The 16,392-nt window shown below is 53.1% G+C and carries 17 protein-coding genes; 8 read left to right on the top strand and 9 right to left on the bottom strand.

Annotated features, from left to right (window positions below; all coding sequences use genetic code 11):
* Nucleotides 1-13 precede the first annotated feature (13 nt).
* Nucleotides 14-1,558 (bottom strand): 2,3-bisphosphoglycerate-independent phosphoglycerate mutase, encoded by a 1,545-nt coding sequence (gpmM, locus tag OGX89_RS14055; protein WP_003827325.1) that lies wholly within the window; start codon nt 1,556-1,558, stop codon nt 14-16.
* Between the two features lie 249 nt (nt 1,559-1,807).
* Here gpmM and OGX89_RS14050 point away from each other — a divergent pair, with 249 nt between their 5' ends.
* The 5 genes from OGX89_RS14050 (at nt 1,808) to cysE (ending at nt 4,975) form a co-directional block, all read left to right on the top strand.
* Nucleotides 1,808-2,239 carry a rhodanese-like domain-containing protein gene (locus OGX89_RS14050; RefSeq protein WP_003024148.1) on the top strand — a complete coding sequence of 144 codons (432 nt, stop codon included), beginning with the start codon at nt 1,808-1,810 and terminating at the stop codon, nt 2,237-2,239.
* A gap of 52 nt (nt 2,240-2,291) precedes the next feature.
* Nucleotides 2,292-2,543, top strand: coding sequence for a glutaredoxin 3 (gene grxC / locus OGX89_RS14045; protein WP_003024152.1), 252 nt, complete (start codon nt 2,292-2,294; stop codon nt 2,541-2,543).
* A gap of 46 nt (nt 2,544-2,589) precedes the next feature.
* The gene (secB, locus tag OGX89_RS14040; protein WP_003024155.1) at nt 2,590-3,057 is read left to right on the top strand and encodes a protein-export chaperone SecB; all 468 of its coding nucleotides are present in this window, start codon (nt 2,590-2,592) and stop codon (nt 3,055-3,057) included.
* Nucleotides 3,057-4,076, top strand: a complete 1,020-nt coding sequence (gpsA, locus tag OGX89_RS14035) for an NAD(P)H-dependent glycerol-3-phosphate dehydrogenase (RefSeq protein WP_003827328.1) — start codon at nt 3,057-3,059, stop codon at nt 4,074-4,076. Before secB ends, gpsA begins: the two co-directional genes overlap by 1 nt.
* A gap of 77 nt (nt 4,077-4,153) precedes the next feature.
* Nucleotides 4,154-4,975 (top strand): serine O-acetyltransferase, encoded by an 822-nt coding sequence (gene cysE, locus OGX89_RS14030; protein WP_003024160.1) that lies wholly within the window; start codon nt 4,154-4,156, stop codon nt 4,973-4,975.
* Nucleotides 4,976-5,156: 181 nt separating this feature from the next.
* On the opposite strand, the gene trmL is transcribed toward cysE, so the two are convergent.
* The 5 genes from trmL to OGX89_RS14005 form a co-directional block, all read right to left on the bottom strand.
* On the bottom strand, nt 5,157-5,630 hold the full coding sequence (gene trmL, locus OGX89_RS14025) for a tRNA (uridine(34)/cytosine(34)/5-carboxymethylaminomethyluridine(34)-2'-O)-methyltransferase TrmL (protein WP_032945354.1): 474 nt from the start codon (nt 5,628-5,630) through the stop codon (nt 5,157-5,159).
* Nucleotides 5,631-5,670: 40 nt separating this feature from the next.
* Nucleotides 5,671-6,861, bottom strand: coding sequence for an FMN-dependent L-lactate dehydrogenase LldD (gene lldD, locus OGX89_RS14020; protein WP_126956486.1), 1,191 nt, complete (start codon nt 6,859-6,861; stop codon nt 5,671-5,673).
* Nucleotides 6,858-7,634, bottom strand: a complete 777-nt coding sequence (gene lldR, locus OGX89_RS14015) for a transcriptional regulator LldR (protein ID WP_003827331.1) — start codon at nt 7,632-7,634, stop codon at nt 6,858-6,860. The genes lldD and lldR overlap by 4 nt, the downstream gene beginning before the upstream one ends.
* A complete protein-coding gene (gene lldP, locus OGX89_RS14010) occupies nt 7,631-9,286 on the bottom strand; it encodes an L-lactate permease (RefSeq protein WP_126956484.1) in 1,656 nt (551 codons plus the stop codon). Before lldP ends, lldR begins: the two co-directional genes overlap by 4 nt.
* A 262-nt stretch (nt 9,287-9,548) precedes the next feature.
* Complete coding sequence (locus OGX89_RS14005; RefSeq protein WP_003827333.1) at nt 9,549-9,911, bottom strand: YibL family ribosome-associated protein; 363 nt, start codon at nt 9,909-9,911, stop codon at nt 9,549-9,551.
* Nucleotides 9,912-10,203: 292 nt separating this feature from the next.
* Between OGX89_RS14005 and OGX89_RS14000 the strand changes: the two genes are divergently transcribed.
* Nucleotides 10,204-10,410, top strand: a complete 207-nt coding sequence (locus OGX89_RS14000) for a hypothetical protein (RefSeq protein WP_003827334.1) — start codon at nt 10,204-10,206, stop codon at nt 10,408-10,410.
* 12 nt (nt 10,411-10,422) lie between these two features.
* On the opposite strand, the gene mtlR is transcribed toward OGX89_RS14000, so the two are convergent.
* The 3 genes from mtlR to mtlA form a co-directional block, all read right to left on the bottom strand.
* Nucleotides 10,423-11,010, bottom strand: a complete 588-nt coding sequence (gene mtlR, locus OGX89_RS13995) for a mannitol operon repressor MtlR (protein ID WP_003024179.1) — start codon at nt 11,008-11,010, stop codon at nt 10,423-10,425.
* The gene (gene mtlD / locus OGX89_RS13990; RefSeq protein WP_003827336.1) at nt 11,010-12,158 is read right to left on the bottom strand and encodes a mannitol-1-phosphate 5-dehydrogenase; all 1,149 of its coding nucleotides are present in this window, start codon (nt 12,156-12,158) and stop codon (nt 11,010-11,012) included. The genes mtlR and mtlD overlap by 1 nt, the downstream gene beginning before the upstream one ends.
* Nucleotides 12,159-12,378: 220 nt before the next feature.
* Nucleotides 12,379-14,295 (bottom strand): PTS mannitol transporter subunit IICBA, encoded by a 1,917-nt coding sequence (mtlA, locus tag OGX89_RS13985; protein ID WP_003827337.1) that lies wholly within the window; start codon nt 14,293-14,295, stop codon nt 12,379-12,381.
* A 529-nt stretch (nt 14,296-14,824) separates the two neighbouring features.
* On the opposite strand from mtlA, the gene OGX89_RS13980 reads away from it, so the two are divergent.
* Both OGX89_RS13980 and OGX89_RS13975 read left to right on the top strand, forming a co-directional pair.
* Complete coding sequence (locus tag OGX89_RS13980; protein WP_003827338.1) at nt 14,825-15,187, top strand: DUF3302 domain-containing protein; 363 nt, start codon at nt 14,825-14,827, stop codon at nt 15,185-15,187.
* A 2-nt stretch (nt 15,188-15,189) separates the two neighbouring features.
* Nucleotides 15,190-16,326: an HlyD family secretion protein gene (locus tag OGX89_RS13975; RefSeq protein WP_003827339.1), complete on the top strand. Its 1,137-nt coding sequence runs from the start codon at nt 15,190-15,192 to the stop codon at nt 16,324-16,326.
* Nucleotides 16,327-16,392 lie beyond the last annotated feature (66 nt).

Genomic DNA, 16,392 nt, shown 5'->3' with positions numbered 1-16,392 from the left:
TCATGGGGAGGGATTATTCCACGATGAACAGCGGCTTACCAGTCATCTCTTGCGGGATTTCCATACCCATCAGCGTCAGCATCGTCGGGGCGATATCAGAAAGTTTGCCGCCTTCGACTGCTTTAACGTTCTTGCCACCGACATAAATCAGCGGAACGGGCAGGTTGGTGTGCGCAGTATGCGCCTGACCGGTGGACGGATCGCGCATTTGCTCTGCGTTACCGTGGTCTGCGGTGATCAGCAACTGACCCCCAACGGATTCAACCGCTTTCGCGACCTGTTCAACGCAGTGATCCAGCGCTTCAACCGCTTTAACCGCTGCTTCCATCACCCCGGTATGACCAACCATGTCGCCGTTCGGGTAGTTACAAATGATGGTGTCGTATTTTCCGCTCTCAATCGCCGCAACCAGTTTTTCGGTCAGCTCAGCAGAGCTCATCTCTGGCTGCAGATCGTAGGTCGCAACTTTCGGCGAGTTGATCAGGATGCGATCTTCGCCTTTGAACGGCTCTTCTACGCCGCCGTTGAAGAAGAAGGTCACGTGCGCATATTTTTCGGTTTCGGAAATACGCAGCTGCGTTTTGTCGTGCTTCGCCATCCACTCGCCAAGGGTGTTAGCCAGAGATGCTGGTGGGTAAGCAACCGCAGTTTTGATGTCGGCCGCGTATTCGGTCAGCATCACAAAGTTGAGGTTAACGACTTTCTTACGGGCGAAGCCGTCGAAGTCAGCGTTAACAAACGCACGAGTGATTTCACGCGCACGGTCAGCACGGAAGTTCATGAAAATCAGCGTATCGCCGTCTTCCATGGCGGCTTCAGCCTGGCCTTCAGCACGGATCACGGTCGCTTTCACGAATTCATCGTTTTCGTCGCGGGCATAAGCAGCCTGCAGGCCTTCAACCGCCGTAGCGAACTGGAACTCGCCTTTGGCCAACGTCATCAGGTCATAAGCCTGTTCAACGCGATCCCAACGGTTGTCGCGGTCCATCGCGTAGTAACGACCGATGATGGACGCTACGCGGCCTTTGCCCAGCGCGGCAAATTTCTCTTCGAATTTTTGCAGTGAATGTTCAGCGCTGCGTGGCGGAGTATCACGGCCATCAAGGAAAGCGTGCAGATAGATTTTCTCAGCCCCGCGTTCAGCAGCCATTTCTACCATCGCCATGATGTGATCTTCGTGGCTGTGAACACCGCCCGCAGAGAGCAGACCCATGATGTGTACCGCTTTGCCGCTATTTTTTGCCTGGTCGACCGCATTGGTCAGCACCGGGTTAGCGAAGAAAGTACGCTCTTTAATTTCTACATCCAGACGGGTCAGGTCCTGATACACGATGCGGCCCGCGCCCAGGTTGACGTGACCGACTTCGGAGTTGCCCATCTGGCGATCGGGCAGGCCAACTTCCAGGCCAGACGCATCAATCAGGGTATGCGGACGTTTTGCCCACAGGGCATCCATTACCGGGGTTTTGGCATTAAAGATGGCGTTATCCTGGCTGTCTTCGCGATAGCCATAGCCATCCAGAATCACCAGTACCATAGGTTTTTTAGAAACCGACATTGCGACAACCTCACACTTAATAGATAAAAAATAATTGCGTAATTTTACTACAGCTGAATCGATAAAGTAGCCCCGGAAGATCAAATAATCGACCAGAGCGCGCCGCAGAGGGCGTGGTTTTAGGTTTTTTTTTCCGTAGCGCCCCGCAAAAATGCAATCCAATGCACGCTCTGGCTGTATTTGCGCCAACGCGCAGGTATACTCCTTTCCTGGTTTTTTTAATCACTGAGTCGGGAGTTGTTACCCCCCATGCAAGAAATTATGCAATTTGTTAGTCGCCACCCTGTATTGAGTATCGCCTGGATTGCGTTACTGGCGGCTGTATTATTTACCACGTTTAAGAGCCTGACTTCCAAAGTGAAGGTGATTACGCGCGGAGAAGCCACACGTCTCATCAATAAAGAAGACGCCGTTGTCGTGGATTTACGTCAGCGCGACGACTTCCGCAAAGGTCATATCGCTGGCTCCACTAACCTGCTGCCGAGCGAAATCAAAGCCAACAACTTTGGCGAACTGGAAAAACACAAAAACAAACCTGTTATTGTGGTTGATGGTTCAGGCATGCAGTGCCAGGATTCAGCAACTGCGCTGATCAAAGCCGGTTTTGAGCAGGTGTCTGTACTGAAAGATGGCGTAGCGGGCTGGAGTGGTGAGAATCTGCCACTGGTTCGCGGCAAGTAATTTACCCGTCTTCTTTCATGCCGCAGGGTAAAAAGAACACTGGAGATAAGTCATGGCCAATATTGAGATCTATACCAAAGCAACCTGCCCGTTTTGCCATCGCGCAAAGGCGCTGTTAAACAGCAAGGGTGTGAGTTTCCAGGAGCTTCCGATTGACGGTGATGCCGTGAAGCGTGAAGAGATGATCAAGCGCAGTGGCCGTACTACGGTTCCGCAGATTTTTATTGATGCACAGCACATTGGTGGTTGTGACGACTTGTATGCGTTGGATGCGCGTGGTGGACTGGATCCGCTGCTGCGTTAAGGCGTACCGAAGTATTTAAAGGACAACACTAAAGGGTTTTCTCAACATGTCAGAACAAAATAACACTGAAATGGCTTTCCAGATCCAACGTATTTATACCAAGGATGTGTCTTTCGAAGCGCCAAATGCACCGCATGTTTTCCAGAAAGATTGGCAGCCAGAGGTTAAACTGGATCTTGATACCGCATCTACCCAACTGGCAGATGACGTGTATGAAGTAGTGCTGCGTGTCACCGTAACGGCTTCCTTGGGTGAAGAAACTGCGTTCCTGTGCGAAGTTCAGCAGGGCGGTATTTTCTCCATCAGTGGTATCGAAGGGACTCAAATGGCGCATTGCCTGGGCGCATACTGCCCGAACATTCTGTTCCCGTATGCCCGTGAATGCATCACCAGCCTGGTTTCACGCGGTACGTTCCCGCAACTGAACCTTGCGCCGGTCAACTTTGATGCGCTGTTCATGAACTATTTACAGCAGCAGGCTGGCGAAGGTACTGAAGAACATCAGGATGCCTGATGAACCAAAGTAATGCTTCAATGACTGTGATTGGTGCCGGCTCGTACGGCACCGCTCTTGCCATCACCCTGGCAAGAAATGGCCATCAGGTTGTCCTGTGGGGCCATGATCCTAAACATATCGCGACTCTCGAGCACGATCGCTGCAACGTCGCGTTCCTTCCTGATGTGCCTTTTCCCGACACGCTGCGCCTGGAAAGTGATTTAGCCACAGCGCTGGCCGCCAGTCGTAATATTCTGGTGGTGGTGCCGAGCCACGTCTTTGGCGAAGTGCTGCGTAACATCAAACCATTGATGCGTTCTGACGCACGACTGGTCTGGGCGACAAAAGGTCTGGAAGCGGAAACAGGGCGTCTGCTGCAGGATGTCGCGCGTGAAGCGCTGGGGGACTCAATTCCACTGGCGGTTATTTCCGGCCCGACGTTCGCCAAAGAGCTGGCTGCGGGCATGCCGACGGCGATTTCTCTGGCCTCGACGGACGACACCTTTGCTGACGATCTCCAGCAGTTGCTGCACTGCGGCAAAAGCTTCCGCGTATACAGCAACCCGGATTTCATTGGCGTACAGCTTGGCGGTGCGGTGAAAAACGTCATTGCCATTGGCGCAGGGATGTCTGACGGCATCGGTTTCGGCGCGAATGCACGAACCGCATTGATCACCCGTGGGCTGACCGAAATGTCTCGTCTTGGTGCGGCGCTGGGGGCCGATCCTGCCACCTTTATGGGGATGGCGGGTTTAGGCGATCTGGTGCTGACCTGTACCGACAACCAGTCGCGCAACCGTCGTTTTGGCATGATGCTCGGCCAGGGGATGGACGTGCAGGGTGCGCAGGACAAAATTGGCCAAGTGGTTGAAGGCTATCGCAATACGAAAGAAGTTCGTGAATTGGCGCACCGTTTTGGTGTTGAGATGCCAATAACCGAGGAAATTTATCAAGTATTGTATTGCGGAAAAAACGCGCGCGAGGCAGCATTGACGTTATTAGGCCGTGCACGCAAGGACGAGCTGAGTCGCCACTAGCTGTAAGGAACTGTTGAATATAACGACCCGATCCGCGAAGAACGGATCGGTCGTTTTGCTACCTTCTGGAGTACGCAATGCCGTGTGAAGAACTGGATATCGTCTGGAAAAACATTAAAGCGGAAGCCCGGGCACTGGCGGAATGTGAGCCAATGCTGGCCAGTTTTTACCACGCAACGCTGCTCAAGCATGAAAATCTCGGCAGTGCGCTAAGCTATATGCTGGCGAATAAACTCGCTTCTCCAATCATGCCCGCCATTGCGATTCGCGAAGTCGTAGAAGAGGCCTACGCGGCCGATCCTGAAATGATTGCCTCAGCGGCCTGCGATATTCAGGCAGTACGCACGCGTGACCCGGCTGTCGATAAATATTCCACTCCACTGCTGTATCTGAAGGGCTTTCATGCGCTTCAGGCCTACCGTATCGGTCACTGGCTGTGGCATCAGGGGCGTCAGGCGCTGGCGATATTCTTGCAAAATCAGGTGTCCGTTACCTTCCAGGTAGACATTCATCCGGCGGCAAAAATTGGTCGTGGGATTATGCTCGATCACGCCACCGGCATTGTGGTCGGTGAAACCGCGGTGATTGAAAATGACGTCTCTATTCTGCAATCCGTCACGCTGGGCGGGACCGGTAAAGCCGGCGGTGACCGCCACCCGAAAATTCGTGAAGGCGTGATGATCGGCGCGGGAGCAAAAATTCTCGGCAACATTGAAGTCGGGCGCGGCGCGAAGATTGGCGCAGGTTCGGTCGTGCTACAGCCCGTACCGCCGCATACCACCGCCGCAGGCGTACCGGCGCGCATCGTCGGCAAGCCTGACAGCGATAAACCGTCTATGGATATGGATCAGCATTTCAACGGGATACATCATACGTTCGAATACGGCGATGGAATCTGATTTCGAGCTATCTTACTTGTCATCTTGAACCCGGGCTGTGCTCGCCATCCTCACGTACTACGTGTACGCGAAGGTCGGCAAGCGCAGTCAGTGTCCAACCTGACTGCTCCGATAACGCTCGAAAAATAATGGTAAATTCTTTCGTAGGTCGGATAAGGCGTCAGCCGCCATCCGACAAAAATCAACTACGCAATACCGCGCCGGGATAACCTAACTGGCGCCAGGCCTCATACACCACCACCGACACCGCATTCGACAGGTTCATGCTGCGACTGTCCGGCATCATCGGAATACGAATTTTTTGTTCAGCTGGCAGTGCGTCGAGGATGCTGGCTGGCAGACCGCGAGTTTCCGGGCCAAACATCAGATAATCCCCATCCTGATAGCTTACCGCGCTATGCGCTGGCGTACCTTTGGTGGTCAGGGCAAACAGACGTTGCGGATTTTCTGCGGCGACGAAGGCGGCGTAATCAGGGTGGCGTTGCACGGCGGCAAATTCATGGTAATCCAGCCCCGCGCGGCGCAGGCGCTTGTCGTCCCAGGTAAAGCCCATTGGCTCAATAATATGCAGACGAAAGCCGGTGTTGGCGCAAAGACGGATAATATTGCCGGTATTTGGCGGGATTTCTGGTTCGAATAATACGATGTTTAGCATGCTGCCCCCTTAAGTACGGGGCAGCATAGCAAATTAACGTTTACGCCGCATTTCCACGTTTGGGCTGCATCTGGTAGTCAGCCACCTGTTTGCCCAGTTCTTGTACCAGTGAATCACGGCTGATTTCGCTAATCGATTTTGCACCGGTCAGGGTCATTGCCACCCTCATCTCTTTCTCGATCAGATTTAGCAGATTCGCCACCCCGGCCTGACCGTGGGTGGCCAGCGCGTACAGATAAGCACGTCCCAGCAGAACACTATCCGCGCCCAGCGCAATCATACGTACGACGTCCAGGCCGTTGCGGATCCCACTGTCTGCCAGAATGGTGATATCGCCTTTTACCGCATCGGCAATGGCGGGTAGCGCGCGAGCTGAAGACAGCACGCCGTCTAACTGGCGACCACCGTGGTTAGAGACAACAATACCATCCGCGCCAAAGCGTACGGCGTCTCGGGCATCTTCGGGATCGAGGATCCCTTTGATCACCATCGGACCATCCCAAAATTCGCGGATCCACTCGAGGTCTTTCCAGGAAATCGACGGGTCGAAGTTATTCGCCAGCCAGCCGATGTAATCCTCAAGACCGGTAGGTTTACCAAGATAAGTCGAGATATTACCTAAATCATGTGGGCGACCGTTCAGGCCAACGTCCCATGCCCACTGTGGATGGGTGACTGCCTGCCAGTAGCGGCGTAGTGCGGCATTTGGGCCGCTCATCCCGGAATGGGCGTCACGGTAGCGTGCGCCCGGTGTTGGCATATCGACGGTAAAGACCAGCGTGGAGCAACCCGCCGCTTTGGCGCGCTCCAGCGCGTTGCGCATAAAGCCGCGATCGCGCAGAACATATAGCTGAAACCACATCGGACGTTTGATGGTTGGAGCGACCTCTTCAATCGGACATACGGATACCGTGGAAAGCGTAAACGGAATGCCTTTGGCATCAGCGGCGGCGGCGGCCTGAACTTCGCCCCGGCGCGCGTACATGCCACACAGACCGACAGGTGCAAGGGCCACCGGCATGGAGAGCGTTTCGTTGAACAGCTTTGTCTCCAGGCTCAGGTCGGACATATTCTTCAGCACGCGCTGGCGCAGCGCCACCTCCGACAGGTCTGCCACGTTACGGCGCAGAGTGTGCTCTGCATACGCCCCACCGTCTATATAGTGGAACAAGAAGGGGGGTAGGATGCGCTGGGCTGCGGCGCGATAGTCGCTGGCTGCTGAAATAATCATGCGTTGTTCTCCCTGCTATTCTCACCAGGGTCACCGGGCAGGCGGGTGATACGCGCCTGGCGGGCCTGATCTTCATCAAATCGTTTAATCGTAGTGTGGACAAAACTGAGGTGCGCCATCATTGCTTTACGCGCTCCGTCGGCATCTCCGGCAACAATCGCATCCAGGACGGCCTGATGCTGCGCCGTCAGTTGCGAAAATACGGGCGGCACAAGGTACATACGCTGGCGGCTCTGTTTCACCGAAGACTGCAATACGTCGAAGAAACCGCGCATGGTCTGTAACAGCACCACGTTGTGCGAGGCTTCCGCAATGGCGAGGTGAAAGCGAACGTCTGCCTGCGAGGCGAGATCTGGATCTTCGCTTTGTGTGGCCTCGAAACAGAGTCTGATCTTCTCTTTGTCGGCAGCAGTGGCACGCATAGCTGCATGCCAGGCGGTGCTGGCTTCGATGGCGTGGCGGGCTTCCAGAATATCGAAACTGTAATCAGGGTCGTCTGCCAGTAGAGTTTTCAGCGGCTGAACGATGTTTTGTTCAGACCATGCCTCATGCTGCCAGCGGATAAACGTCCCGCCGCCACGACGGCTAATCAACACGCCTTCGCTCACCAGTTTCGCCAGCGCCTCGCGCAGCGAGTTGCGCGATACGCCGAGCTGTACGGCCAGCTGGCGCTCAGCGGGCAACTTCATGCCCGCCTCCAGCTGTTGTTCTTCAATCAGCGCCCGCACACGAGATGCGACTTCGTCTGACAGGCGTCTGGGCATCACTATCATGGAATCATCCAGGTTAAGACATAGGCCTGCAGCGTGGTAATCACACCCACCATGCAGGTGAAAATCAGGCTGTGCTTCACGGTAAAGCGGAACAGATCAGACTCTTTCCCCACTAATCCCACTGCCGCACAGGCGATAGCGATAGATTGTGGAGAGATCATCTTGCCGGTCACGCCGCCGGTGGTATTTGCGGCCACCATCAGCACATCCGAAACGCCGATTTGCTGAGCGGCCGTGGCCTGCAGGGCGGCGAACAATGCGTTTGATGAGGTGTCGGACCCGGTCAGGAATACCCCCAGCCAGCCAAGGAACGGCGAGAAGAAGGTAAATGCGCTGCCGGTATGTGCCAGGGCCAGTGCCAGGGTGGATGAAAGCCCGGAGTAGTTAGAGATAAACGCGAACGCCAGCACCATCCCAATGGAGTAGATAGGCAGCGCCAGATCTTTCAGCGTGCTACCAAAGGTCTGCAGCGCAGCAGATGGCTTCATCTTCAGCCAGACGATAGATAGCAGGGCGGCAAACAGTATTGCGGTACCGGTCGCGGAGAACCAGTCAAATTTGTACACCGCCGCGTAGGCCGTGGCTTCGTGTACGACCGGCGGCATACGGGCAACCAGCTTGTCGAGGAACGGAACCGGAATATTGACCACCCAGTGGTACATCGCGCCGCCGGGCGCAAACAGTGCTTTAAACGGCGGTATGCTCCACAGCGTGACGGTAGCGGTCAGGAACAGGAACGGTGACCAGGCGCGTACCACCTGCCCAGCGGTGTAGCGGGTGCGCGACAGGTCCATATCGACCTGCGAAGCGCCCATATCGCCAAAACGGAAGATGCGTACCGGCTGCCAGTGTTTCAGGAACAGCGTCAGACACACCAGTGAGACCAGAGAAGAGATAATGTCCGGCAGTTCCGGCCCGATAAAGTTAGAGCTGAGGTACTGTGCGATAGCAAACGAGCCGCCAGCGACCATCACCGCAGGCCAGGTTTCTTTGACGCCGCGCCAGCCATCCATAATCGCCATAATCCAGAACAGCACGATAATGGTCAGGAACGGCAGCTGACGCCCTACCATCTGGCCAATCTCGAAGCTGTCCAGTCCGGTAACCTGACCGGCAACCAGAATCGGAATGCCCATTGCGCCAAAAGCGACCGGCGCGGTATTTACGATCAGGCACAAACCTGCCGCATACAGCGGGTTAAAGCCAAGACCAACCAGCAGTGCGGCGGTAATCGCTACCGGAGCGCCAAAGCCTGCCGCTCCTTCGAGGAATGCCCCAAAGGAGAAACCGACAATCAGCATTTGCAGACGCTGGTCTGGGGTAATCGAGAGTATCGAGGAGCGGATAATGTCGAACTGCCCGGTCTTCACCGAGATTTTATAGACGAATACCGCGGCGATAATGATCCAGGCAATCGGCCACAGACCATAGAAGAAACCGTACACTACGGATGCCAGAGCGTGATCGACCGGCATTTTGTAAAACAGCAGGGCGACCGACAAAGCGATCACCACCGTCCATGACGCCGCAACATAGCCTTTGAGCTTGAGCTTAATCAGGGCGAAGAAAAAGAACAGGATAGGGAGCGATGCGATCAGACTGGAAAGCCAGATGTTACCGGCCGGGTCGTAGTTCTGTTGCCAGAGATTCATTGCAGGTCTCCTGGGGGCCGCCGACATAATGGAATGAGTCTGTGCTCATCTCCAGGTCACATTATGTGTAAAAGTGGCCCTGCCAATATTGTTGTGTAGGGGTAATGACAATGAATGGTTAATCAAATGTTATTTATTGGCAACGGTATTGTACGCACATTTTAATGAAATGTGAGGTGCTGGTAGGATCTGGTTAAAATTGGTAGGGCCAATTGCGAGGGGAAATGAAGGACCGGGCAAGCGGATGTTGCCCGGTGGGAGATTAGAACTCGCTCTTCGCGAAGCCCGTCATCTCTTTCAGGCCCATTTCACGGCCAAGCTCGGTCATCGGGTGGACGACGATCAGGCCGCGCACGCTCTTCTTCAGTTTGCCCATGTCAGCCTGCTCTTTTTTGGTGATGGCCCGACGGAACGGAAGTTTTGTCAGCTTTTGCGCTTCTTTGCTCAGCTTCTGGCTGTGAACTTCACGCAGGCGTGCGATCTCGGCTTCCAGAGTTTCTTTCTCTTTTTCCAGCTCGGCGTATTTGTCGGCGGCTTCAACCAGGGACAGGTCTGCCTGCTGGTGGCGAATAGCGTCCAGACGATCGCTCAGGCGTTTAATTTCGTTTTTTTCGACTTCTTTCATAGGATAGCTTCTGATAAAAATAGGATGAATATCCTATAGTATGCGCGCAGAGCGGGATTATTCACAACTGCTCGAAGATAAATAATCAAATACCGTAAGTATTAATTAGCTAATGATAATGTTACTGCATTGATTAACAAGGAGTTTTAAGCGATAAGATCGGCCGTGGTGCTTTTTATTGGCGTGTTCGTGGTGAAGCACGTTTTCCTCAATATAAACACCCAACTGATCCTAAACTTAAATGATCAACCGCACAGGCTGAGCGCGGTTAATACATGGAGGAGGGAAGATTATGGCGAAAATAGGTGAGAACGTTTCGGTCCTGATTGATAAAACTGTCGATTTTATGGCTTCAAGCCAGGCTTTTCGCGAATATTTGAATAAAACACCGCCGCGCAACGTTGTCCCTTCAGAAATACCGCAGGAAAACGCGCAGCTGTATCTGCAACGTCTGGCGTACTATCGGCAGCTGTATCGACCGCAGCAGGAAGAGAAATAAGCAAACATCGTCTTATTTTTGAAAGGCTTTTTTTAAGCTGATTTTAGAAATCAGCTCGGTCAGGGAAAGGACCATGGTGGATCGTACCATCTGCTGGTAACGCTGGATCTGCATGGCATGCAAACCAGAGTCTGAGGTATCAAACTGGGGTGGCGGCGGGAGTGCCGTCACGCAGTGAAGTTCACCAAACGGTCCAAGAATTTCGTCGTCGGTGAATGCGTATTCGTTGCCGTCGTGATTCAGCTCCTCCCGCAGCGCCATCAGGAGCTCCGCATCTTCGTACTCCGGGCGACTGAGTACGCCCAGGCCGTAGATTAACTTCAGACGAACAGAAAGATCGCCCAACGGACCATCGCCGTCGAGCAGCGGTTCTACGGCGTATTTCACCGCATAGTCGTCTTTGCGAAATACCTGAAGCACAAGGATATTCACCGCCTCGGTGAGCAGTTCTACGGCGGTGATGAGGAAGCTGCGTACGGTTTTGCCAGCATTCAGACGCTCAAGCACACGATTTTCAAAGGCCTGCGTTTGTTCCATTATTGCCTGCATATCTGACAATCTATTATTCAGGCGCAGGATATCCTGCGCCAGGTCCTGCATCATTTCTTTGCGTTATACGCGTTAACAGCCTCAAGCACGACATCACTGTTGGCATCCAGCCCGGAAACTTGCGCCAGCGCGGCCTGTGGACCTTTTTCGTCAATCAGTGCGGCCAGTTCCTGTGCCTGCGGATCTTCTTCGCTGCGATAGTGCATCGCTGCCGCAATACCGGTAACCAGATTCGCATGCGGCAAACCATATTCCAGCGTACCCAGCAGTGGTTTAATCAGACGGTCGCCTGCGCTAAGTTTACGCAGCGGCTGACGACCCACACGCTCAACGTCATCTTTCAGATACGGGTTTTCAAAACGGCCGAGGATTTTCTGAATGTATGCCGCATGTTTTGCTGCATCAAAGCCATAGCGTTTGATCAGTACCGCGCCGCTCTCTTCCATCGCACCTTTTACCACTGCGCGGATTTTCTCGTCGAGAATCGCGTCACGGATGGTCTGATGACCGGTCAATTTTCCGAGGTACGCGGTTATAGCATGCCCGGTGTTCAGCGTGAAGAGTTTACGTTCGACAAATGCCATCAGGTTATCAGTTAATTCCATTCCTGGGATATTTGGCAGTTCACCTTTGAACTGTGTTTTGTCGACAATCCACTCACTGAAGGTTTCTACGGTAACTTCCAGCGGATCGTTGGTTGCTGAAGCCGAAGGCGGAACAATGCGGTCCACGGCAGAATCGACAAAGCCAACATGTTCTTCAACCCAGGCTTTATCTTCATCTGCTAACGCGTTCATTACATGGCCTTTCAACTGAGTCGTTCCGCGCACCATGTTTTCACAAGCGATGATATTTAGTGGAGTAGTGATTCTCTGCGCCTTGCGTTTAACCAGCCCTTTGGCGATGGCCGGAGCGATACGCTCAAGCACGACCGGACCGACGGCGGTAGTGACTAAATCTACGTGGGCAATCAGTTCAACAACATCATCGCCGATGCTGCTCACGGCGTTGACACCGGAGACGGTATCAACCTGCTCGTTTTCACCCACGACATGAACCTGATAGCTATGACGGGCATTCAGGGCATCGAGCACGACCTGATTTACATCCGCGAACGTCAGCTGTATCCCCGCGTCCGCCAGCAGTTTGCCGATAAAGCCACGACCGATATTACCTGCGCCAAAATGTAATGCTTTCATAGTATTAACCTTCATTAATGTTTTTACCCAAGAGGGCTGGGGTGAGGCTTTTCCCTCAACCTAACCCTCTCCACAAGGGAGAGGATATCGCCTTCATATTTCGAACTGCAGATGCGTTGGCTCTCCTCGCTCACCCCAGTCACGTACTTATGTACGCTCCTGGGGATTCACTGCGTTGCCGCCTTCCTGCAGCTCGAACTATTTTGGAGATACTTAAGCGTTAAGCTTTTTTACCCGCCAGCAGTTCCAGAACTTCATCCACGCTGGTGGTATGGGCCAGACGTTCGATCACGGATTCATCATCCAGAGCGTTGGTCAGGCTGGTAATCACCTGGATGTGCTCGTTGTTACGCGCTGCGATGCCAATCACCAGGCGGGCAATATCGTCTTCTTCTTCACCGAAGCGAACGCCTTCCGGGTACTGGCAGAACACCACACCGGTTTTCAGCACGCGGTCTTTGGCTTCAACCGTACCGTGCGGTACTGCGATGGACTCACCCAGGTAAGTCGGGGTCAGTTTTTCACGGTCCAGCATCGCCTCAACGTATTCTGGCTCAACGTAACCGCCTTTCACCAGTTGCTCACCAGCAAAGCGAATCGCTTCTTCTTTGTTAGCCGCTTTACGGCCAAGGAAGATGTTCTCCGCACCCAGTTTGAACAGGTGGGTATCACCCTCTTCAAAGCTGTCTTTCAGGTGGTCGCGAACTTTCTCCTCGTTCACGTTGTGGCGCTGCGCAGCGACCAGACGTTCGGTCAGGTTGGAGTACAGGCCACTGTCGAGGAAGTTGGTCAGCGAAATGTGCTGTGCCTGAGGCACCTGGCGCATCGCACGTTCGGTCAGGTCACGGTGGGTAATGACCAGATCCACATCCGGCGGCAGATTGTTAATCGCGCTGTTAGTGACGGAAATCTGAGACAGCCCCGCATCCTGCACTTTCTTACGCAGTACGCCCGCACCCATGGCGCTGGAACCCATACCAGCATCGCAGGCAACGATGATTTTACGCACATGGCTCAGGTCGTTGGTTACATCGCCAGCCGCCAGCGGAGATGCGCCTTTGGATTCCGCTTTCATGTCGTGCATACGACGGGTTGCGGCATCAATGTCATCATCTTCTTTCACTTTGCTGGTTTTCAGCAGAATGGCTGAGACCACAAAAGAGACTGCCATAGCCGCGCAGATAGCAGCGATGTTAGCGAAGTAAGCACCCTTCGGCGTCATTGCCAGCACGGCCAGGATAGAACCCGGAGACGCCGGAGAAACCAGACCGCCGTTCAGGATAGTCAGGGTAAATACGCCAGTCATACCGCCGAGAATAACGGCCAGGATCAGGCGCGGGTTCATCAGCACGTACGGGAAGTAAATTTCGTGGATACCACCCAGGAAGTGGATGATAGCCGCGCCGCCTGCAGACTGCTTAGCGCTGCCGCGACCGAAGAACATGTACGCCAGCAGGACGCCCATACCCGGACCCGGGTTAGCTTCAATCAGGAAGAAGATGGATTTGCCCATCTCATGGGACTGCTGAATACCCAGCGGTGAGAAAATACCGTGGTTAATGGCGTTGTTGAGGAACAGGATTTTCGCCGGTTCAACGAAGATAGATGCCAGCGGCAGCATGTCATGGACAACCATGAAGTTAACGCCTGCCGCCAGAATTTTTGACAGCGCTTCAACCAATGGGCCAATGCCAAGGAATGCCAGAATGGCGAGGATCATACCGATGATGCCAGCGGAGAAGTTATTCACCAGCATCTCAAAACCGGATTTGATCTTACCGTCTACCCAGTTGTCGAAATGTTTGATAGCCCAGCCGCCCAGCGGACCTGCGATCATCGCGCCGAGGAACATTGGCATATCTGCACCGACGATAACGCCCATGGTGGTGATAGCGCCAACCACGCCGCCACGCTCGCCGCCAACCAGCTTACCACCGGTATAACCGATCAGCAGCGGCAGCAGATAGGTGATCATCGGGCCGACTAGCTTCGCCAGCGTTTCGTTCGGCAACCACCCTGTCGGAATGAATAATGCGGTGATAATACCCCACGCGATAAACGCGCCGATATTTGGCATCACCATGTTGCTGAGGAATCGACCAAAGCTTTGCACCTTGATCTTAATATCGGATGACATAAAAACACCCCTTCTTATGTTTGCTATCGCGCAGGCTGAAAGCCCGAGGTTTGTTAATGTAGCGGCAGGAGGTAGCCGGACCCTGTAGATACTGCGAAATCTGGCACTGAATCGTTCAACTGTCCAGTCGACGGCCTTTTATGTGACATTCGTCACGTAAATATAGGGTGTATGGCGTTAGTTAATGTGATTTGCATCACAAATTAACGGTACAAAAAAACATCACAGGGTTAGATTTAATGAAAAATGGGGATTAAATGTGAACTAATTCACATTTTTGGTTTTGCTGTTTGTTGAATCTTTGTGATGTGGATCGCAAAGTATTTTTATCTGGATTTGAGCAGATGTGATCTGCGGCAGATTCTACTCCTGACATTTTTATTGCAAAACAAAGCAACTTCTCGCCAGAAAAAATATTTTTTTGTGATATGGCGAAAACCCCTAACTGCAGTTATGTTCAAAACATCAGCCAGGGTGCATACGGCTGCCGGCATAAAAAAACTCTAATTAGCGTGAATTCGAGGCAGGTATGTTTCTAAATTATTTCGCACTGGGCGTGCTGATCTTCGTTTTTCTGGTTCTGTTTTACGGAATCATCGCCATTCATGATATTCCCTATAACATGGCTAAAAAACGTAACCATCCCCATGCCGATGCCATCCATACTGCAGGATGGGTGAGCTTGTTCACTCTTCATGTTATTTGGCCGTTCCTGTGGATCTGGGCCACGCTCTACCAGCCTGAAAAGGGATGGGGAATGCAGTCACACATCACACCGACCGGAAAGGAGTCAGACCCTGAGATTGCCGCGCTGGCAGCGCGAATCACCCAGTTGGAAAAAAGACTGGATGGGGAGAAAAAAACCGATAACTCCACCTTTCCGGAGATTTAATCATGGATTTGTTGATAGTCCTGACCTATGTGGCCTTTGCCTGGGCCATCTTTAAAATATTCCGTATTCCGGTAAACCAATGGACGCTTGCTACCGCTGCATTAGGTGGGGTGTTCATTGTTGCGGGATTGATTTTATTAATGAACTATAACCACCCGTATACCTTTACGGCGCAAAAAGCGGTTATTTCAATTCCGGTCACTCCGCAAGTCACAGGAATTGTTAGTGAGGTAACGGATAAGAATAATCAGCTCATTAAAAAAGGCGATGTGCTGTTTAAGCTCGATCCGGTACGTTATCAGGCGCGTGTAGACAGACTGCAGGCCGACCTGGTAACCGCGACGCATAATATCGACAACCTAAAAGCGCAACTGTCGGAAGCGGTCGCTAATACTACCCGCGTGTCTGCGGAACGTGATCGCCTGTATAAGGATTATCAACGTTATTTGAAAGGCAGCCAGGCGAAGGTTAACCCGTTCTCTGAAAGCGATATCGATAACGCCCGGCAAAACTATCTGGCACAGGATGCGCTGGTCAAAGGCTCGGTGGCAGAACAGACGCAGATTCAGAGTCAATTAGACAGTATGGTCAACGGGGAGCAATCTCAGGTTGCATCCCTGCGTGCCCAGCTCGCCGAGGCTAAATATAATCTTGAACAGACGGTAGTTCGTGCCCCCAGCAACGGTTATGCCACGCAGATTTTAATTCGTCCGGGGACTTACGCAGCAGCATTACCTTTGCGTCCGGTAATGGTGTTTATTCCTGAACAAAAACGGCAAATCGTGGCGCAATTCCGCCAGAACTCGCTGCTGCGCCTTAAACCAGGCGATGAAGCGGAAGTGGTGTTTAACGCGCTGCCTGGCCAGGTTTTCACCGGCAAGCTAACCAGTATTCTTCCGGTCGTTCCGGGTGGTTCTTATCAGGCGCAGGGGGCGTTACAGTCCTTAACGGTGGTGCCGGGTACCGATGGCGTGCTGGCAACAATTGAGCTGGATCCGAATGCCGATGTGGATGCGCTGCCGGACGGTATCTATGCCCAGGTCGCGGTCTATTCTGACCATTTCGCCCACGTGTCGGTAATGCGTAAAGTGCTGCTGCGCATGACCAGTTGGATGCATTACCTTTATTTGGATCATTGAGACTTCCATCACCTGCCATTTTCAGTGACCTGAGCCATACTAAGCGGTGTCCCACTATCGTTGGGC

This window comes from Citrobacter sp. Cpo103 (assembly GCF_030332605.1).
Lineage (GTDB): Bacteria > Pseudomonadota > Gammaproteobacteria > Enterobacterales > Enterobacteriaceae > Citrobacter > Citrobacter portucalensis.
Note: the sequence above shows the minus strand (reverse complement) of the source record. Positions and strands in the feature narration are given on the sequence as shown.